Source organism: Kluyvera sp. Awk 3 (assembly GCF_028069715.1).
Classification (GTDB): domain Bacteria; phylum Pseudomonadota; class Gammaproteobacteria; order Enterobacterales; family Enterobacteriaceae; genus Kluyvera; species Kluyvera georgiana_A.
Genome location: NZ_JANEWH010000049.1, coordinates 12,618 through 33,336 on the forward strand (window position 1 = coordinate 12,618; position 20,719 = coordinate 33,336).

Sequence of the window (20,719 nt, forward strand, 5' to 3'; positions counted from 1 at the left end):
CTCCTTAATTAGTCCGGCACTCAAGGTCCATCAGGGCGATACCCTTAGTCTTTTTCACACTGCCAAAGTCGACCGATGCCAGACAACGATTGTGATTGCCCCAGGCGACGCTGAGCGTCGCGCGCTCGTTGAGTCCGCTCAGATAGACCTCGCCATGTTCATTGACGATTCCACTATGGCCGTCTCCGGCATTGACCATCGCGCCGTAAGGTACGTTTTTCCCCTGCCAGCGTAGTCGGGCGTAAAGACGGTTTCCGCGCTGCGGTTTAAACTCCGCCAGCACCAGGGCTTCGCGGCTGGGTACTACGCGCTGCATGGTATTGCCAATCTCCACGTCGTCATCGGCGCTTTGCGCGTCAATCGGTATGATGTTTTCCTGGTAAACGATTAGCCACGGCACAATGGCGTTGCCCGCGCTATCGGTGGCGACGCCGGTGGTATTTTTCACTTTAAGGCTGCCGCCGCCCGGCGCATGCACCAGCGCGCTGGCGCCGCCTTCCGGCAGCTCCTGACCTAGCGTCAGGCCGTAAGGATGCAGCACGACGGATCCCTGTAGGCCGTAGTTCAAACGGCGGTTTTCACCGTATTCCGTGGAATAGCCCGCTGACGCCACGCCTTTACTGCCGGTATAGCGCAGGCTGGCGGCGCTGCCGTTGCTATGCCCTGATTGGTCATCGCGGCTGTAGCTTTGCGACAGGGCATAGTTGAGATTGCGATCGCGTAACGCGGTCCCCGACAACGTCGCCTGGCTCTGGCTGCGCCCGCTTTGCGAGTGCGTCTGGCTGTAGCTCACCAGCGCTGTATTATTTGGGCTCAGCCAACGGCTCAACGGTAAGGAAAGGTTTAACGAGGCAATTCTATCGTTGCCTTCGCGCCCCTGGGTCTGGTTATCGCTGTAGCTCAGCGATACGCCCACACCAGCAATATTCACGTTGTATCCGAACGTCATCGAACGCGTTTTGCCGCCGTTACCCTGCCAGTAGTTTTGCTGATACGCGGAGAAGGTCAGCCCGCCCCACTCGCCAAGGCTTTGGTTAAGAATCACCTGCATACGCTGCTTTGGCTGGCCGTACTGGCGCGAATCGTTATCGCGCCAGGCTTCACTGGCCTCTTCAAAGCTGTAATAGCCCGAGGTTGAGTAGCGATATCCCGCCAGCGTCATGGTGGTATCGGTAGCGGTGATATTTTTGCTGTAGCGGAACTGCACGGAATTACCCTGCGCCGCATCGCGATCGGCGAAGCGACTTTTAGCATGGGTAAAATCGAGAGAAACCGCCCCCAGCTCACCCAGCCCCTGACCAATGCCAATTGCCGCCGCCGCATAGTGTTCCGCGCCCATAACGCCGCCGTACAGCGTAGTGGCATTTAGCAGGCCGTAGACCACCTCACCCTGCGCAAAATTCTGCAGGATCGCGTCAGTGGAATCGCTGCGGTACTTACCGCTGCTGAAGGCATATTTCAACTGCCCTTCGCGCACCATCGCCGGCGCCGAGGAAAACGGCTGCACAAACGTACGCACGCTGCCATCCTCTTCACGAACGGTCACCTCAAGGTCGCCGCTCGATGAGGTGGGATAGAGATCGGTTATCTCAAACGCCCCAGGCGGTACCCAGGACTGATAGATGATATTGCCTTTCTGTCGCACTTCGATCTGTGCGTGGCTCATGGCGATACCGCGGATAATCGGTGCGAACCCCTGCTGGCTCTGCGGCAACATACCATCATCGGAAGCCAGCATTAGCCCGCTAAAATTAAAGCTGTCGAACACCAGCGCCGTCGTCGCCGTTTCGCCTATTTTCAGCCGCGAACGCAGCGTGCGAATATCACGCTCAAGCCAGGTTTGCATACTCTGCCAGCGATCGCCGTCATGACTATCGTGGCTGTAATAACTGTAGTTACGCACCCGCCAGGGCCCCAGGTTGGCGCCGCTGCGCAGATTCAGATACTGCGAACTCTCTTTTCCCTCGCTGTAATGTGACTCCATGCCGTTCAGGTTGTAACTGGTAAAGAGCATCGGCAAACCGTCATCCCAGCGCGCCGGCGAGACGTCGCCGCGTATCTGTGGCTTCAACGCTGCCTGAGGAACCGAGAGCAATAGTTGCTGCCGCGCTGGGTCAAAGAGGCTCGTCGCTTGCGGAATATAGTTATCGATATCGGTCAACGTCCGATCGGCCCCGAGAGCCGCCAGCGACGGAAATTGCTCAGTGCGCACACCGAGCTCGGCGAGCAGCGCGGGGGAATAGACCGCGCAAAGCGTCTTTCCGCAGGCATCGAAGGCAATGTTACGCTGCCCCGCTGAAATGCCGTTTACCAGCACCTCAACGTTCAAGCTACCCGCTGATGCGGTCGTGGCATCGCTGAATGACTGAAGATTGAGCTGCTGCTTTTGCTCATCAGACAGATCTAAGGCGTTGGTATCAAAATAGAGATCGGCATGCGCGGTGAGGGGCGTACAGCCCCAGGTCAGCAAAAGCGCCAGCTTTTTTACTCTCATCTTCAATGTCCATATTCTGCTGATGCTCAGAATTTCAGCGTGAAAGTTGGTGTTAGCCCGCCATAATCATTGATTGCCTGAATTTCAAGCTGCCCCTGTCGCTGGCCGTGCGGGATCGCGTGTGTGGCAAAAGGGGCGATATAACCCGGCGAGTTCACAGGCAGACCGTTCACTCTCAGCGAGCCGATATTGATAAAATAGGGAGTGGGATTGCGCAGCGTGATGGCCTTTCCATCTCCCTGAGCACTAACCTGCTTCACCGCGTCGCCCGCCGCCGCTGCGTTCAGCGACGATGGTCGCCAGATCAGTTTCATCACGCTCTTAGTGGCAATCAGCATTCGGTTATGTTCACGATTGTCCGATGCGGGAATAGCCTTCACGTTCAACCAGAATAACGATTCACGATCGCTCGCCAGCCCTTCACGAATTTTTGTAATACGAATTTGCCAGGTGGTATCTGGCATTAATTTAAAAAGCGGTGGAGTAATAACGAAAGGTGCCGCCGAAGTTCCCCGATCACTATTCTCCAGCCATGACTGAACCAGATAAGGCCGATTTTCGCCGGAAGTGCTGATGGTTATTGCCGCTTCTTTTTCCGATTCGTTATAAATGACACGGGTCGCACTGAGTGTAATACCCGCCCATACCGGGTGCATACCGCAGATAATCAGCAGTAGCGAAGTTAATAATTTCACTTATTATTCTCCAGAGCAGATTAACCGGAGTAAAAGAGCTGGCTCAGCACCAGCCCGCAATAACTTATGGATAAACAATGGTAAAGTTGGAGGTCGCGGAAATATCCCCGCTGGTCACGGTGGCCGCAGTAGATTGCAGTTTGGCCGAGAAATTCAGGGTATTTGCCGCAGTTTTTGACAGCACATATGCGCTCGACGGTGTATTTGGCAGCACCTGCTGATTATTCGCATCATACAACGCAATTCCTACAGCGCTTGCTTTACCCGTTCCGCTATCGATCTGGAACAGCTTACCTTCCGGGTCGGCATTGCCGTCAAAGCGAACGGTGGCACTTTCGTATGGGCAATTCGTGAGGGTCAGTTGGAAGGAACGGCCGCCAACCGTATCCCCTTTTGCTACAAAAGAGCTGGCGGCAATGGTACCAAAATCAACGGTGACGGCAGAGGTGGAAATGGTGCATGAAGTATCGGTAATATTACCGGTAAAGGTAATAGTACCATCGCTGGCAAAGGCACTGGCGCTACATAATAAAAACGCTAAAGACGCGATGTGTTTCATAAAAGTATCCTTCTAAATGAAAACCTCCCTGGCTTTTTTATGCCACTAATGGAGGTGCTGTTGATAATGCAAACTGAATAACCGTTTTTTAAATTATTGAGGAAATACGCATAATCTTATGCAGTTCAATAATATTCTTCACACCCAGCTTGGCATAAATTCTTTGTCGATGGGTGTATACGGTTTTTGTACTGATATATAACTCATCGGCAATTTCTGCCGGGCTTTTCCCCTGCGCCAGATGGTTTATCACTTCCAACTCTCTTTTCGATAGCCCGGAAAACATTGAATCAGAACAGTTGACCATTAAACGCTTTGAGCGCGAAAAACGATTTAACATCAGCGTCGAGCGGCGCTGCATCAATGCCCCCAGTTGCACCAGGTTGCGCTTTATCCCCGAAATATTTTCATAGCGGTTAACCAAAATGTCGCACAATGACATTAATACTCTGGTAAAAGGGTTTTGATAATCAAAGAATTCATTCACGATGACCATCACACGAATCTTCGGATACTCACGTTTAATTCTGCTTAGAATGCTAATCGTCTGCGCGCTGAGATCATCATGAATATCGACAATAAGTGCGCTGCAGCTGTTAATAGTTAATACGTGATTAATATTTTGCTGATAATTCGCGTGAAAAATATTGGTCACGGTATTTTTCTGCATCAACGTGGGAACGTCAGCTTTCACTTCACTTAAGAGTAGCGTTATCGCTTCGCTAAAAATAAAGTCGTCACTTAAAATCAGTATTGAACTCAATATGGCGCTCCATCATCTAATAAATTCTATTTAGTATCCTCACTCACACTTCACCCCATATTTCTTACAATTGATGAACAAATTTTAAATAAAATAACCATACTCTTTCAATTGGGATTACTCCTCACTCTTTGTACTAAAACTCCTAAAGATGGTTGTTATTGACCTCCATTAAGGAAAGTTCCTTTTTTTAAAGATAAAACGGCCTCACCATTAAATCCAATGACATTTTATTAACATATCAATTAAGATATTAATCATTAAATATCAATGAGTTAATCACAACCATTTCAGATTATTAAGCGTTAATGATGCTGATTCAGGATTCCATTAATCAACGCTTTTAGCAGGTTTTACTCTTTTTTTGGCGAGGGGGCCACGGTGCTATCGGTGACCATTTTCAAATTATGAGATAATCCCAAAGAGGTAGTTTTTGAATAATTCTGCAATGAATCGGCGATTCACAACAAATATTTTCAACAAAACATTTCACAGTGGATATGTGCGGAAAGGTAATCAATCGACAAATGATTTGCAGAGAAAAGAAGTGGCCCGCTGACAGCAGACCACTGGCTTGCTTTAAATTGCCACTAAGTGTCTGACGCCCTGCGCCTCCATGTCTTCACCGCGCCCACGTTGAATAATTGTGCCGCGCGACATCACCAGATAATTGTCCGCCAGTTCGGCGGCAAAATCATAAAATTGCTCAACCAGCAGAATCGCCATATCACCGCGATTGGCGAGACTGCGGATCACGGCGCCAATTTCTTTTATCACGGAAGGCTGAATACCTTCCGTAGGCTCATCGAGAATAAGTAATGACGGCTGACAGGCCAACGCACGGCCAATGGCTAACTGCTGCTGCTGGCCGCCGGAGAGATCGCCGCCGCGTCGCTGCTTCATTTCGCGCAGCACCGGAAACAGCGCGTAGATCTCTTCCGGTACGCCTTTCGCCTGGCTTCCAGAGAAGCGTGATAACCCCATCAGCAGGTTCTCTTCGACCGTCAGACGCGGGAAAATCTCGCGCCCCTGCGGTACGTAGGCAATCCCCTGCTGCACCCGCTGATGCGGTTTACTGGCGTTAATCAGCTTACCTTGCCAGTGGATGGTGCCGGACTTTGCCGGAATCAGCCCCATCAGACATTTCAGCAGCGTGGTTTTCCCCACGCCGTTGCGCCCCAACAGGCAGGTGATTTCACCGGGTGTGGTGTCAAAAGAGAGGCCGCGCAAAATGTGGCTGCCGCCGTAATACTGATTTAAATCATTAACCTGTAACATATCAGCGCCCCAGATAAACGTCGATGACCTGCTCGTTAGCCTGCACTTCACGCAGCGAGCCTTCCGCCAGCACCTGCCCCTGATGCAGAACGGTGACATGGTCGGCAATGGTTTCCACAAAGCCCATGTCGTGCTCCACCACCATCAGCGAGTGCTTACCGGCCAGCGTGCGGAATAGCTCAGCGATATAGTCGGTTTCCGCATCGGTCAGCCCGGCGGCAGGCTCGTCCAGCAGCAGCAGATGCGGCTCCTGCACCAGCAGCATGCCGATTTCTAAAAACTGTTTTTGCCCATGAGAAAGCAGCCCGGACGGGCGATGACGATGCGCGGTCAGCCGCAGCAGCTCCAGCACTTCGTCAATGCGATCCCGCTGGACGCCGGTGAGTTTGGCCCGCAGGCAGGTCCACACTGACTTATCCATCTTCAGGGCGATTTCGAGGTTTTCCGTCACGCTCAGCGCTTCAAATACCGTCGGCTTCTGGAATTTACGCCCAATTCCGGCGCGGGCAATCTCCACCGATGACATCCCCATCAGGTCGATATTCTGGTCGTAGGTCACCGTGCCGCTGTCGGGCCGCGTTTTACCGGTAATCACGTCCATCAGCGTGGTTTTTCCCGCACCGTTTGGGCCAATCACGCAGCGCAGCTCGCCGACGCCAATCTTCAGCGACAGGTTGGTCAGCGCGCGAAAAGCGTCAAAAGTGACATTGATGTTGTTCAGCTCCAGCACCGGATCGGTGGTATCGCGATAGCGATCCTGAAGATGCGGTTGGGTAAACAGTGAATCAGTCATGCTTCCTCCGTTTAAGCAGGCCAATCACGCCGCGCGGCAGGAACAGCGTGACGAGGATAAACATCAGGCCGAGGAAAAAGAGCCAGAAATCCGGGAAGGCGACGGTGAAATAGCTTTTGGCGCCGTTGACGATCCCCGCGCCGAGAATCGGGCCAATCAGCGTGCCGCGCCCACCGAGCGCCACCCAGATAGCGGCTTCAATCGAGTTGGTCGGCGACATTTCACTGGGGTTGATAATCCCCACCTGCGGCACGTACAGCGCCCCCGCCAGCCCGCACAGCACGGCGGAAAGGGTCCAGATAAACAGCTTGAAGCCTTTCGGATCGTAGCCGCAGAACATCAGGCGGTTTTCCGCATCGCGCACGGCGGTGAGCACGCGGCCAAACTTGCTGCGGGTGAGCAACAGGCCGATGGCCAGCGAAGCGGCCAGCAGCAGAACCGTGGCGACAAACAGCGCGATTCGCGTACCGGTGGCGGAGACCGGGAAGCCCAATAGCGTGGTAAAACCGGTAAAGCCGTTGTTGCCGCCAAACCCGGTTTCATTGCGGAAAAACAGCAGCATCCCGGCGTAGGTCAGCGCCTGCGTCATGATGGAGAAGTAGACATCTTTAATCCGCGAGCGAAACGCAAAGTAACCAAATACCAGCGCCAGCAGACCCGGCACGAGAATAATCAGGCACAGCACCCACGCGAAATGCTGGGTGCCCGCCCAGAACCAGGGTAGCTCGCTCCACGACAGAAAGGACATAAAGGCTGGCAGGCCATCGCCCGCCGCCTGTCGCATCAGGTACATCCCCATTGCATAGCCGCCCAGCGCGAAGAACAGGCCATGGCCCAGCGACAGCAATCCGGCGTAGCCCCATACCAGGTCGAGCGCCACCGCCACCACCGCGTAGCAAAGGATCTTGCCAATGAGCGTCAGCGTGTAGGTTGAGATAGCCAGCGGATGTGCCGCAGGCAGTAGCGCGAAGAATGGCAGCACCAGCAGCGCCGCCAGTACCAGCGCCGCCAGCGAGCCGGTAAGACGCGGCGCGCGACGGGCGATCGTTAACGTAATAGGTTGGCTCATCAGTCAATTACCCGCCCTTTGAATGCGAACAATCCTTGCGGCCGTTTCTGAATAAACAGCACGATCAAGACCAGAATGGCTATTTTGCCCAGCACTGCGCCAATCTGCGGCTCCAGCACTTTGTTGAGTACGCCAAGCCCCAGCGCCGCGGCCACGGTGCCCGCCAGTTGCCCCACGCCGCCGGTCACCACCACCAGGAAAGAGTCGATGATGTACCCCTGCCCCAGCTCCGGGCCGACGTTGCCCAGCTGCGACAGCGCCACGCCGCCGAGCCCGGCGATGCCAGACCCCAGACCAAAAGCCAGCATATCGACGCGCCCTGTCGGCACGCCGCAGCAGTCGGCCATGCGACGATTTTGCGTGACCGCGCGTACGTTCATCCCCAGGCGGGTTTTATTGAGCAGCAGCCAGGTCAGCGCCAGCACGCCAGCCACAAACACAATCACCGCAATACGGTTGTACGGCAGCACCAGATTTGGCAACGCGTTCCAGCCGCCCGACAGCCAGGCCGGGTTCGCCACTTCCAGGTTCTGGGTGCCAAACAACACGCGCACCAGTTGGATCAGCATCAGGCTGATGCCCCAGGTGGCCAGCAGCGTCTCCAGAGGACGCCCGTAAAGGTGACGAATAATGGTGCGCTCCAGCGCCATTCCCACCGCCGCGGTGATAAAAAACGCGACCGGCAGCGCCACCAGCGGGTAAAGCGCCAGCCACTCCGGGGCCAGGCGCTGGAAGGCGTCTTGCACCAGCCACGTGGAATACGCGCCCAGCATCAGCATTTCGCCGTGAGCCATATTGATAACCCCCAGCAGGCCGTAGGTGATCGCCAGCCCCAGCGCGGCAAGCAGCAGGATTGAGCCCAGCGAAATGCCGCTAAACGCCTGTCCCAGCCAGTCGCCCCACTTCAGGCGCTGCTGCACGTGTTTGAGGCTGTCCGCCGCCGCCGCGCGCACCGCCGCATCCGGTTCGTTTTGCGGCTGCGTCAGGCGACTGAGGCTAGACTGCACCTGTGGATCGCTGGCCTCGCCCAGCAGTTTTACCGCCTGCAGGCGCTGCTCGGCGCGGCTATCAGAGAGCTGGAGGTTGGCGACAGCAATGGCCAGCGCGGTATGAACGCGGCTGTCATGTTCGGCGGCCAGACGCTGTGTCAGCATCGGCAACTGATCCTGCCGGGCGCTGTTTTGCAGCGTCTTCGCTGCGTTCAGACGGACTTTATCGTCCTCGCTCACCAGTTGATGTGAGGCCAGAGCACTGGCTACCAGACCTCGGATGCGGTTGTTCATAAACACTTTTTTGGTATTGCCCGCCGGAGCGGCATCGCCTTCGAGCGGCACCAGTTTGCCGCTCTGTTCATTGAACAAATGGCCCTGCGCGTCGCTCACCACCGATTCATGGCTAAGGGCTTCCAGCAGCGGCAGACGCGAAGGCTGCGGATCCACAGCCCAATGCTGGAGCAGTAGCGCCTGCTCGCTGCGGCTGGCCTGCCCGTAATCGGCCGCCGCGCCAGCCCACGCCGGGGAGCTGAGCATGGCGGCGCAGAAAAAGAGAATGGCGAAAGCCGACCATCGCGCCGCCCGCGATGTGCTGATGCGAAATGTCATCGTTGAATTCCTGTTGGTATACAAGATGGAATTCATTTAGCAAGGCATGTGCCAAAAATTTAACAGACTGTTTATAAAAGGCTTAACGGTAAATCCGCTTGAAGGGGTCGTCAGCGCGCGCACCGAAACGGCACATTCGCGCACGTTATTAGCGCAATCCGTCACAAGGAAAGAATATCACCGCCGTTTCCTTCCAGATGGCTGGCTTATGGCTACCCATCTCAGCGTCATGGCAGCGGTTCATAACACCCGGTAAAGCATAAAAATATTTTAACAAAACTCGAAACAATTATTGATAATAAGAAACATTCTCCGCACAATTCGCATTCGCGGCTCTGCGCTGCTTTTCACTCACTTAACGCATTTTTGGGCTGGCCTTTGTCAGCCCGTGCACAGGAATGATGATGATGACTAAAAAGCCTACCCTCTGGGCGCTCAACCCTCTGCTTCTCGCCATGATGGCTCCCGCCGTGGCGCAAACCACCGATGACGAAAACATGGTGATCTCCGCTAACCGCAGCAACCGCACCGTGGCGGAGATGGCGCAAACCACCTGGGTTATCGAAAACGCCGAACTGGAACAGCAGATTCAGGGCGGCAAAGAGCTTAAAGATGCGCTGGCGCAGTTAATTCCCGGTCTTGATGTCAGCAGCCAGAGCCGCACCAACTACGGCATGAACGTACGCGGTCGTCCGCTGGTAGTGCTCATTGACGGCGTGCGCCTCAATTCATCGCGTACCGACTCTCGCCAGCTCGATTCTATCGACCCATTTAATATCGAACACATTGAGGTTATCTCCGGCGCGACGTCACTGTACGGCGGCGGCAGTACCGGCGGTCTTATCAATATCGTGACCAAAAAAGGCCAGCCGGAAACCCAGGTGGAATTTGAAGCGGGGACAAAAAGCGGCTTTAACAGCAGCAAAGATCACGATGAGCGTATCGCCAGCGCCGTCTCCGGCGGCAATGATCATATCGCCGGGCGTCTGTCGGTGGCTTATCAGAAATTCGGCGGCTGGTATGACGGTAACGGTGATGCCACGCTGCTCGACAACACCCAGACCGGGTTGCAGTACTCCGACCGCCTCGATGTGATGGGCACCGGCACGCTGAATATCGATGAAACCCAGCAGCTACAGCTGGTGACGCAATACTACAAGAGCCAGGGCGACGATGACTACGGGCTAAACCTGGGCAAAAATTTCTCAGCCATTTCCGGTAGCAGCAAACCGTACGTCAGCAGCGGGCTGAACTCCGACCGTATTCCAGGCACCGAGCGTCATCTGATCAGCCTGCAATATTCCAACAGCGACTTCCTCGGTCAGGAGATGGTTGGCCAGGTTTACTATCGCGATGAGTCGCTGCTGTTTTACCCCTTCCCAAGCGTGAACAAGCAGCAGAAAGTGACCGCCTTATCCTCCTCACAGCAGGACACGAACCAGTATGGCGCCAAATTAACGCTGAACAGTACGCCGCTGGACGGCTGGCAGTTAACCTACGGCCTCGACGCCGATCATGAACGCTTTACCTCCAACCAGATGTTCTTCGACCTGCCTAAAGCCAGCGCGTCAGGCGGGATGAATAACCAGCAAATTTACACCACCGGTCGCTATCCGGATTACGACATCAGCAACCTGGCCGCCTTCCTGCAGTCCAGCTACGACATCAACGACACCTTTACCCTGAGCGGCGGCGTACGCTATCAGTACACCGAGAACAAAGTCGATGATTTTGTTGGCTATGCTGTGCAGCAGCAGATCGCCGCCGGAACGGTGAAATCCGCGGACGCCATCCCGGGAGGCTCCACTGACTACGATAACTTCCTGTTTAACGCCGGGCTACTTATGCACCTCACCGAGCGTCAGCAGACGTGGTTTAACTTCTCTCAGGGTGTGGAACTGCCCGATCCGGGGAAATACTACGGCCGCGGTGATTATGCGACAGCCGTCAACGGCCATCGCGCGTTGACCAACAGCGTCAGCGTCGACGGCAGCAAACTGGAAGGGATCAAGGTCAACTCGTATGAGCTTGGCTGGCGTTACACCGGCGACAATCTGCGGACGCAGGTTGCTGCCTATTATTCCCTGTCCGATAAGAGCGTCGTGGTTAATGACGATCTGACCATCAGCGTGGTGGACGACAAACGCCGCATTTATGGCGTGGAAGGCGCGGTGGATTACTTTATTCCGGATACCGACTGGAGCGCCGGGGGTAACTTCAACGTGCTGAAGACCGAGTCTAAGGTGAACGGTAACTGGGAGAAGTACGACGTGAAGGTCGCCAGCCCGTCCAAAGCCACCGCCTATATTGGCTGGGCGCCGGAGCCATGGAGCCTGCGCGTACAGAGCACGACGTCATTTAAACTGCGCGACGAAGCCGGAAATGAGATTGAGGGTTACACCACCGTCGACCTGCTCGGCAGCTACGCGTTACCGGTGGGCAAGCTGAGCTTCAGCATTGAAAACCTCTTCGACCGCGACTACACCACGGTGTGGGGACAGCGCGCGCCAATGTACTACAGCCCAGGCTACGGCCCGGCGTCACTGTATGAGTACAAAGGTCGCGGGCGGACGTTTGGGTTGAATTATTCGGTGCTGTTCTGATAGCCAGGTTGCGCTATCTGCTTAATCCCGATGAAAAAATCTGATATTTGTCAGTAAGGTGAAGGGTTCCGTTCACTTTACGTCAGGTGGAATATGACGTTCCTTCACCGGTGAACGGGCCAAGGGGGGCGGCCGCGCCCCCCTTCGCAATCCCCGCGGCCCCGCAGGGAAATCGGTGCTTCGCACTGCGCTCGCCTACGACTCCAGCCTTCGGCACGGCGAAACTCGACGTCCCTGTCTCGGTTCGCCTCAGTCCGCCATCCATGGCGGACTGACCTTGTCTTCCGTGCTACGGCTCGCCGATTTCCAGCGGGGACTCATCGGTTTCAGAAAGACTGGTTTTCGCTGTTAACTTAAAGACCGCACGGTTTTTGGTGGCGTCTAAATCGCCGAAGCGTTTCCCGTAGGCCGGGTCAGCCCACAGGGATGTGGGCTGAGGGCGTGGTTCACAGGGATGTGAACTCACGCCCGACCCGAAGCCGGAGGGAATAAGCTGAGGGAACCGCGCAGCGGCGATTTTGCCGCCAGAGCCCGGGGGTGCAGGGGGCGGCGGCGATTGGCCGCCCCTTGCGCGCTCCCTGCGCCCGCGCAATTTATATGGCTAGCGCTGAAAGGGAGCGCAACAGAGTGATAACCCCAAATGTATCTCCCCTCGTTCAAACCACTGCCCCGTTACCAAACCTTACTTCCCACCCGTTTTCACCGGCGTATCCGGCTTCTTATCATTCCCCGGAATGTACGGGCTCCACGGCTGCGCGCGCACTGGCTTATCGGTGTTCCACACCACGTTAAACTGCCCGTTATCTTCAATTTCACCAATCATCACCGGTTTGTGCAGGTGGTGGTTGGTCGCATCCATGGTCAGCGTAAAGCCGTCTGGCGCGTTGAAGGTTTGTCCCGCCATCGCGGCACGTACTTTATCCACGTCGGTGGTCCCCGCCTTCTCAACCGCCTGGGCCCACATATGAATGCCCACGTAGGTGGCCTCCATTGGATCGTTGGTCACCACGCTATCGGCGTTCGGCAGCTTGTGCGCCTTGGCGTAAGCGCGATAGTCAGCGACAAACTTCTCGTTCACCGGGTTGCTGACGGACTCAAAATAGTTCCACGCCGCCAGATGACCCACCAGCGGTTTAGTATCAATACCGCGCAGCTCCTCTTCACCTACGGAGAACGCCACCACCGGCACGTCGGTTGCCTTAATGCCCTGATTCGCCAGCTCTTTGTAGAACGGCACGTTGGAGTCGCCGTTGATGGTGGAGATCACCGCCGTTTTGCCGCCAGCGGAGAATTTCTTGATGTTGGCGACGATGGTCTGATAGTCGCTGTAGCCAAACGGGGTGTAAACCTCTTCGATGTCTTTATCCTGAACGCCTTTGGAATGCAGGAAGGCACGCAGAATTTTGTTGGTGGTGCGCGGATAAACGTAGTCGGTGCCGAGCAGGAAGAAGCGCTTCGCGCTGCCGCCGTCTTCACTCATCATATATTCCACCGCCGGGATCGCCTGCTGGTTTGGCGCCGCGCCGGTATAGAAGACGTTCGGCGACATCTCTTCACCTTCATACTGTACCGGGTAGAACAGCAGACCGTTCAGCTCTTCAAACACCGGCAGCACCGATTTACGCGACACCGATGTCCAGCAGCCAAACACCACTGCGGCCTTGTCCTGGCTTAACAGTTGTCGCGCCTTTTCGGCAAACAGCGGCCAGTTGGAGGCCGGATCCACCACCACCGGTTCCAGCTTTTTGCCCAGCACGCCGCCTTTGGCGTTAATTTCATCAATGGTCATCAACGCCACGTCTTTCAGCGGCGTTTCCGAAATCGCCATGGTCCCCGACAGGGAGTGCATGATCCCCACTTTAATGGTGTCTGCTGCGTATGCCTGCAAAGAGAAGCCCATGCTCAAAAAGGTGGCTGACAGGGCAAATGCTTTCAGTAAAGAACGTCTTTTCATGACCAAAACCCCTAAATGATATTGAGTGATAAATGTTGCCCGCCACTACGGTGAAACGGGTTGTAAACGTGCCTGCTGCAGCCGGTGTAAGGTTATTTTTCGGACCTCGGCTTTACTCTGGGAAATATGCGCAGTGAGGATCCGCTGCGCCTCTTCCGTCTGTTGTTGCGAAATTGCCTGGAGCACCAGCGCGTGCTCGCTGTAGGTCGCCTCCACCCGATCCTCGCGGGTAAAATCGAGGTGGCGGATGATGCGCATTTTCTCGGTCAGCTCGACATGGACGCGAGCCATCTCGCTGTTGCCGGTGGCGCGTACCAGCGCGGTGTGGAAGGCTTCATCCTGCAGCGACAGCGCCTTACCCGGCGCCATACGCGGCGCTTCGCACCAGAAAGCCAGCAGCGGCGCCAGATGCTCGCGGCGGGCCTCGGCAGGCAGAGCGCACAGGCGTTTCACCGCCTCCATTTCCAGCACGATGCGAAAGTCGTACAGCGCCTCGAAGTAGGTGAAATCGAACGGTTTCACCTGCCAGCCGCTGCGCGAGTACACCTGCACATAGCCTTCATGCTCCAGCCAGAACAGCGCCTGACGTACCGGCGTACGGCTGGCCGCCATCCGCTCGGAAATTTCGTTTTCGCTGAAGTGCTCGCCGGGCATAAGCCGGAAATCAAAAATATCGTTTTTCAGCGCCTGGTAGATGCGCTCCGCCAGCCCGGCCTGGCGCTTTTTGCCGTTGCTTTCCGTCATGCGGCGCTCCTCTCTTCCAGCCACAGCAGCACATCGCCGGGGCTAACCGGGCGGCCCGGCTGGCAGCCGATGTGTTTCACCCTCCCCGCCTGCGGCGCGTGAATCGCCAGCTCCATCTTCATGGCCTCGACGATGATTAAGGTCTGCCCCGCTTCCACCGTATCGCCCGGGTTAACCAGCACTTTCCAGATATTGCCGTTCATATCGGCGGTGACGGGTAGCGCTTCCTCGTCAACAACCACCTCGGCGGTTGGCATCAGGCTTTCACTGATGGGCTGTTGCTCATCGCGCTGCCAGCGCTCAACCTCGGCGTCAAACGCCGTCGACTGGTGCTGACGGAAGCGGGCGATATCATCGGCATGTTCTTCGAGGAAACGCAGGTGCGCCGGGAAGTCGAAGACCGTCTCTTCAATGCGAATCGCGGCGCGGCCTTCGCGGAAATCTTCGCGCAGGCTGTCCAGTTCACTCTCGCTGACTGGATAGAAGCGCACCTGATCGAAGAAACGCAGCAGCCAGGGTTCGCCCGCGCTGAACTGGTCGTTTTTGAGGAACTTGTTCCAGATCGGCAGCGTACGCCCCACCAGCTGGTAGCCGCCGGGGGAGTCCATGCCGTAGATGCACATGTACATACCGCCGATGCCGACGGTGCCTTCGGCGGTGAAGGTGCGCGCCGGGTTGTATTTGGAACTGAGCAAGCGGTGGCGTGGATCCACCGGCACCGCACAGGGCGCGCCAAGATAAACATCTCCCAGCCCGAGGATCAGGTAACTGGCGTCGAATATCGTCTCTTTTACCGCTTCGCGGTTCGGCAACCCGTTGATGCGCTGAATAAAATCAACATTGTTCGGCAGCCAGGGGGCGCTGGCACGAACGGTATCGGCGTAGCGGCTGACGGCATCGAGCGTGGCGCTGTCTTCAAAGGCCATCGGCAAGTGCACGATGCGTGACGGCACCGTCATCTGACTGACGTCGCCAATACGCGTTTCCAGCTCCAGCAGCAGCGTCACCAGCGCCTGCTGACTGATGTCGCGGCTGTCGTAACGCACCTGTAGCGAACGTACGCCAGGTGATAGCTCCTTAATACCAGGATGAGCCCGTTCGCGCAGATGGGCCATCAGCACGTGAACGCGCAGGCGTAGCGCCAGATCCAGCACATTTTCGCCATACTCAATCAGGATGTAATTGTCCCCCGCCTGGCGGTAAACGATAGCGGGGGTATTGCAGGTGGCCGGCAGTGACACCAGACTTGCGGCGGACACACCGTCGCGGTCGGCCAGCGACGGCATAGCAAAGGTCGGCAGCGCGCTGGTTTGCAGGGTCTCAATGCTGCGATCCATGGCCTTCTCACGCGCCACCGCGTCTTCCACGCTCATCGGGTAGAAGCGAATGCGGTCGCCCGGCTTCACCTGCCCCACTTTCCACAATTCGGCTTTGGCGATCGTCACCGGGCAGACAAACCCGCCGAGGCTGGGGCCGTCGCGGGTGAGGATGACCGGGAAGTCGCCGGTGAAGTTAATCGCGCCAATGGCATATTCACAGTCATGAACGTTGGACGGATGCAGCCCCGCCTCACCGCCGTTTGGCCGCGTCCAGCTTGGTTTTGGACCTACCAGCCGCACGCCGAGGCGGTTAGAGTTATAGTGCACCTGCCAATCGCTGGCGAAGAATTCGTCGATGGATTCCGGGGTGAAGAAATCCGGCGCGCCATGCGGCCCGTAAAGCACGCCGATGCGCCAGACTTCACCGTAGGCAGGAATCAGCGCAGGCGACAGCGCTTTAGCCTCGCTAATGGGCGCAGGCGTGGTGCAGGCCGCCAGTTCCGGGCGCGAGATCGGCAGCTGATCGGCTACCCTGAGCGTCCGCCCGGCGTGACCACCGAACTGCCCCAGGGCGAAGGTGGAACGGCTACCAAGGTACTCCGGCACGTCGAGGCCGTTACGTACCGCCAGATAGGCGCGGCATCCAGTCTGCGCACGCCCCAGCGCCAGCGTTTGCCCGGCCTTGACCGACACCGGTTGCCACATCGCGACCGCTTCGCCATCGAGCAGCGCCTGGCAGTCGGCTCCGGTCAGCGCAATCAGCGCATCGCTGTGAAATTGCAGCACCGGCCCTTGCAGGGTGAATTCCAGCCCCGCCGCCGATTCGTGGTTGCCGACAATCCGGTTCGCCAGGCGGAAAGCAAAATCGTCCATCGGCCCGGACGGCGGTACGCCGATATCCCAGTAGCCCTGGCGGCCGGGATAATCCTGCACGCTGCTCCAGGTGCCGGGTTGAAGCACCTCAATCACCGATGAGCGCGCGACCACGCTATCGAGCATCCGCGTCCACGCGGTGCCGCTGATAAAGGCCTCGCTGGCGGTTATCTGGCGCAGATAGTCAAGGTTGGTGGCGATGCCGTGCAGACGCGTGGCGTTCAGCGCGGCATGCAGTTTGCTCAGCGCGGCTTCGCGGGTGTCGGCGTGGACGATCAGTTTGGCGATCATCGGGTCATAAAATGCCGACACTTCACTGCCGGTGGCCACGCCGGTATCAATACGCACGTCGTCCGGGAAGACCACTTCCGTCAGCACGCCGGGGCTTGGCTGGAAGTTTTTCAGCGGGTTTTCGGCATAGATACGCACCTCGATGGCAGCCCCCTGTGGCGCTTTCGCCAGGCGCGCCCAGTCGATCGTTTCCCCCGCCGCCACGCGCAGCATGCACTCCACCAGATCCAGCCCGGTCACACATTCGGTCACCGGATGTTCAACCTGCAAACGAGTATTCACTTCGAGGAAGTAGAAGGCGTCTTGCCCGGCATCATAGATAAACTCCACCGTCCCGGCGCTGCGGTAGTTCACCAGCTTGCCGAGCTGCACGGCGGCATTGAGCAGCGCCGTACGGGTGGCGGCAGGCAGATTCGGCGCGGGCGTCTCTTCCACGACCTTCTGGTTACGCCGCTGCAGCGAACAATCGCGCTCGCCAAGCGCTACCACGTTGCCGTTGCCGTCACCAAAAATCTGCACCTCGATATGGCGCGCACGGTCAATGCAGCGTTCAACAAACACGCCCGCGTCGCTGAAGAACTGCTCGCCCAGACGGCGCACGCTCTCCCAGCCCTGCGCCAGCGCTTCGGCATCGGCGCAGCGCGTCAGGCCAATCCCCCCGCCGCCCGCCGTGCTTTTTAACATTACCGGGTAGCCTATCCGCTGTGCCGCCTCCAGCGCGTCATCGAGCGAATTCAGCAGCCCGGTGCCCGGCGTCATCGGCACGCCGGCTTGCGCCGCCAGCTCACGGGCGCGGTGTTTTAGGCCAAACTCGCCAATCTGCTGCGCGGTGGGGCCAATAAAGACAATGCCGGCTTGTTCGCAGGCGTCGGCGAACGGCAGGCTTTCAGAGAGAAAGCCATAGCCTGGCCAGATAGCCTGTGCGCCGCTTTCGCGCGCCGCCTGGATAATGCTGTCGATTTTCAGGTAGCTGTCGCTCGCTTTCTCGCCGCCCAGCGCCAGCGCGATATCGGCCTGCCTGACGTGCTCGGCGTTTTTATCAGCGTCGGAGTAAACCGCTACGCTGGTGATCCCCAGGCGTTTCAAAGTGCGGATAGCGCGGCAGGCGATTTCGCCACGGTTAGCAATCAGGACGGTGTTAAACATGGGGGGTCTCCTTGCGGGCAATCCAGTGGCGCCAGCCCTTAAATTCGGTAATGTCCGTGGCATCGTTAAGCGCCGCCGGTTCACAGATAAAGCCTTTCACCCAACGACCATCGCTTAGCTCCAGCGAGCCGATGCCCAGCGGGGCCGGAATTTCAGCGACAAACTCCCCGAATCGTGCCAGTGGGATATCCCACAGTTCCACCTCGATCGCCGCGCCGCTGGTCGCGCGGGCAATGCCCGGTTTTTGCGGCTGGGTATTGGCCAGCGCGTACAGGCGGTAGCGCGGTGCGGTATGGGTTGCTTCGACAAATACCGCCCGGCGAGTGGTGAGCTGGAAGTTGAGCGGCATACCGCGCAGATGCGCGCCGACCACGGCCACGCGCACGTGCCGGGAAGAGACCGGCAGCGTGCCAGCCTCCTCAGCCAGCGGCTGCCCGGTGGCGCCCAGCGGCAGCGCCAGCTGTTGCTGCCAGCGCAGGCCAAAATTCGCCAGCGCGCGGTCGTGCCACGCGGGGGCAATCAGCGTGATGCCTGCAGGCAGGCCGTCGGCGCGGAAAGGCGCGGGTAGCGCCAGCGCGCTGAGATCCGCCAGATTGGTGAAATTGGTGTAGGTGCCAAACTGCGAGTTGAAACGCACGGGCTCCTGCTTCATCTCTTCGAGGGTATGGATTGTCGGCGACGTGGGGACCACCAGCGCATCCACCTCGCCTAACGCGCGTTGAATTTTTTGCGCCAGTTCGGCGCGCAGGTATTCCGCTCTGAAGGCATCCACCGCGCTGTAGTTCAGCCCGGCGGCGATAATCGCGTGGACGGTCGGATCCATCTGTTCGGGGTGCTGTAGCATCTCGCCGACGGCCGCCGTGCGTTCGGCCACCCACGGCCCCTGATACAACTGTTCCGCCAGTTGAGAAAAGGCGCTGAAGTCGATCGGTTTAAGGGTGGCGCCGCTGTCATGCAGGGCATCCAGCGCCAGCTCCCAGGCCGTTTGCGCGTCGATATCGCCAAAGAAATTCAGCACTTCCGGGATAGCGAACACCGGACTGGACGGCATGGCGGCGGGCGTGGTCGCCGGATGTGTACGGGAATAGGCATCCTGAGCATCGTCACCGCCCGCCAGCGTGGCGATGGCGAATGCATCCTCCACCGTCAAGGCAAACACCGACAGCGTATCGTTCAGGCGGCAGGCAGGTACCACGCCCTTCGCCGATAGCCAGCCTTTGGTCGGCTTTAGTCCAACGATGTTGTTGAACCCGGCCGGTACACGCCCGGAGCCCGCGGTATCGGTACCGAAAGCAAACGGCACCAGACCGCGCGCCACCACGGAAGCGGAGCCGGAACTGGATCCACCGCTGACGTAGTCGGCGTTAAAACTGTTCACCACCGCGCCGTATGGTGAACGCGTGCCCACTAGCCCGGTAGCAAACTGGTCAAGATTGGTTTTGCCAATCACAATGGCCCCGGCGGCTTTCAGGCGAGCCACCGCGGTGGCATCCTCCTCTGCCACATAGGCAAACGCCGGGCAAGCGGCGGTGGTGGGCCAGCCTGCGACATCGACGTTATCTTTAACCGCAAAAGGAATACCGAATAACGGCAACGCTTCAGGATTGTTGCGGTAAACAGGCGTTAATGCGTCTAACTGCGCACGTAGCTGGGCGTCGTTGGCAATCATTAACCATGCGTTATCGTCGGTCGCCAGCGACTGAATATGTGCCTGTAATAATGCGAACACCGCATCGCTATTTTGCCTGATATGCTGACGCCAGCCGGCCAGCGTTTTTCCGGTCATAAAAGCCATCGTTGAATCCCTGTTGGTATACAAGATGGAATTCAATTAGCAAGGCCTATGCCAGAAGTTTAATGTGTTGTTTTATATTGAATTAAAATAAAACCTGGAAATTTACCTGATATTTCAACGCACCGTAAAGGCGCATTTTTGTACATTATCGGTGCAATGGTCATAGCAAAAACAAATAGAAAAACAAACAGCTAAAATAATTAGTTATGAAATAACTGCTCCGGGATTAACGGCAGGTTATGGCGTCTGCTTGCAATATAAAAAAACATCGCCCATGCGAAAATGCCTGTTTAAGAGTAAACTGTCGGCCAATAACAACAGGAGTTGAGAATGATAATGAAGCGTTTTTTTCCTTGTGCCGTGCTGTTTTTCACCTGCGCCAGCGCCAGTGCGGAATGCTGGGTTGTCACTAACGTGCAGGGAACAGGTGCATATCAGTATAACCAGTACACTATCAAGAACGATGGTTTTGCGGGAAAAGAGTTTGCGATCAATATCGATAAAAAATCGCCATCCGTGACCGACAGCCTGATGACCTATACGGTAATAAGCCCCACCGCTATGGTTGGAGAATATGCCACCGAGTTGGGCCTGACTCTCCAGACATGGCAAATTTCCACGGATCGGACCAAAGCGTTTATGACCATCAACCGGACCAACACCAACAACATCATGCAGGATGCCGTAGCTGCATTTGTCGGAGATGTGAAGGGAAAGTGTGCCGCCGCACAATAATTAAGAC

General features: G+C 56.9%; 14 protein-coding genes. 2 read left to right on the top strand and 12 right to left on the bottom strand.

Translation table 11 applies throughout. The annotated features are described in order from the left end of the window. Positions 1 to 4 precede the first annotated feature (4 nt). The 8 genes from NNN71_RS12075 to urtB form a co-directional block, all read right to left on the bottom strand. The gene (locus tag NNN71_RS12075) at positions 5 to 2,494 is read right to left on the bottom strand and encodes a fimbria/pilus outer membrane usher protein (RefSeq protein WP_271458576.1); all 2,490 of its coding nucleotides are present in this window, start codon (positions 2,492 to 2,494) and stop codon (positions 5 to 7) included. 26 nt (positions 2,495 to 2,520) lie between these two features. After that, entirely contained in the window at positions 2,521 to 3,189 is a 669-nt protein-coding gene (locus tag NNN71_RS12080) for a fimbrial biogenesis chaperone (protein ID WP_271458577.1), read from the bottom strand. A gap of 64 nt (positions 3,190 to 3,253) precedes the next feature. Then, a complete protein-coding gene (locus tag NNN71_RS12085) occupies positions 3,254 to 3,748 on the bottom strand; it encodes a fimbrial protein (protein ID WP_271458578.1) in 495 nt (164 codons plus the stop codon). An 88-nt stretch (positions 3,749 to 3,836) separates the two neighbouring features. After that, positions 3,837 to 4,511, bottom strand: coding sequence for a helix-turn-helix transcriptional regulator (locus NNN71_RS12090; RefSeq protein ID WP_271458579.1), 675 nt, complete (start codon positions 4,509 to 4,511; stop codon positions 3,837 to 3,839). 579 nt (positions 4,512 to 5,090) lie between these two features. Then, a complete protein-coding gene (urtE, locus tag NNN71_RS12095; RefSeq protein WP_271458580.1) occupies positions 5,091 to 5,789 on the bottom strand; it encodes an urea ABC transporter ATP-binding subunit UrtE in 699 nt (232 codons plus the stop codon). Position 5,790: 1 nt separating this feature from the next. After that, the gene (gene urtD, locus NNN71_RS12100) at positions 5,791 to 6,582 is read right to left on the bottom strand and encodes an urea ABC transporter ATP-binding protein UrtD (protein WP_163447161.1); all 792 of its coding nucleotides are present in this window, start codon (positions 6,580 to 6,582) and stop codon (positions 5,791 to 5,793) included. Continuing rightward, positions 6,575 to 7,651, bottom strand: a complete 1,077-nt coding sequence (gene urtC, locus NNN71_RS12105; protein WP_271458581.1) for an urea ABC transporter permease subunit UrtC — start codon at positions 7,649 to 7,651, stop codon at positions 6,575 to 6,577. The genes urtD and urtC overlap by 8 nt, the downstream gene beginning before the upstream one ends. Further along, complete coding sequence (gene urtB / locus NNN71_RS12110; RefSeq protein ID WP_271458587.1) at positions 7,651 to 9,180, bottom strand: urea ABC transporter permease subunit UrtB; 1,530 nt, start codon at positions 9,178 to 9,180, stop codon at positions 7,651 to 7,653. Before urtB ends, urtC begins: the two co-directional genes overlap by 1 nt. Before the next feature lie 473 nt (positions 9,181 to 9,653). Here urtB and iutA point away from each other — a divergent pair, with 473 nt between their 5' ends. Continuing rightward, positions 9,654 to 11,855 carry a ferric aerobactin receptor IutA gene (iutA, locus tag NNN71_RS12115; RefSeq protein WP_271458582.1) on the top strand — a complete coding sequence of 734 codons (2,202 nt, stop codon included), beginning with the start codon at positions 9,654 to 9,656 and terminating at the stop codon, positions 11,853 to 11,855. A gap of 682 nt (positions 11,856 to 12,537) precedes the next feature. Here iutA and urtA read toward each other — a convergent pair. Genes urtA through atzF form a run of 4 tightly spaced genes read right to left on the bottom strand, consistent with a single transcriptional unit; the run spans position 12,538 to position 19,977 of the window. Next, entirely contained in the window at positions 12,538 to 13,809 is a 1,272-nt protein-coding gene (gene urtA, locus NNN71_RS12120; RefSeq protein ID WP_223803982.1) for an urea ABC transporter substrate-binding protein, read from the bottom strand. Between the two features lie 45 nt (positions 13,810 to 13,854). Further along, complete coding sequence (locus NNN71_RS12125) at positions 13,855 to 14,553, bottom strand: GntR family transcriptional regulator (RefSeq protein WP_271458583.1); 699 nt, start codon at positions 14,551 to 14,553, stop codon at positions 13,855 to 13,857. Further along, the gene (gene uca / locus NNN71_RS12130; protein WP_271458584.1) at positions 14,550 to 18,182 is read right to left on the bottom strand and encodes an urea carboxylase; all 3,633 of its coding nucleotides are present in this window, start codon (positions 18,180 to 18,182) and stop codon (positions 14,550 to 14,552) included. The genes NNN71_RS12125 and uca overlap by 4 nt, the downstream gene beginning before the upstream one ends. Continuing rightward, positions 18,175 to 19,977, bottom strand: a complete 1,803-nt coding sequence (gene atzF / locus NNN71_RS12135; RefSeq protein WP_271458585.1) for an allophanate hydrolase — start codon at positions 19,975 to 19,977, stop codon at positions 18,175 to 18,177. Before atzF ends, uca begins: the two co-directional genes overlap by 8 nt. A gap of 330 nt (positions 19,978 to 20,307) precedes the next feature. Here atzF and NNN71_RS12140 point away from each other — a divergent pair, with 330 nt between their 5' ends. After that, positions 20,308 to 20,712 carry a hypothetical protein gene (locus tag NNN71_RS12140; RefSeq protein ID WP_271458586.1) on the top strand — a complete coding sequence of 135 codons (405 nt, stop codon included), beginning with the start codon at positions 20,308 to 20,310 and terminating at the stop codon, positions 20,710 to 20,712. The last annotated feature ends 7 nt before the right edge of the window (positions 20,713 to 20,719 follow it).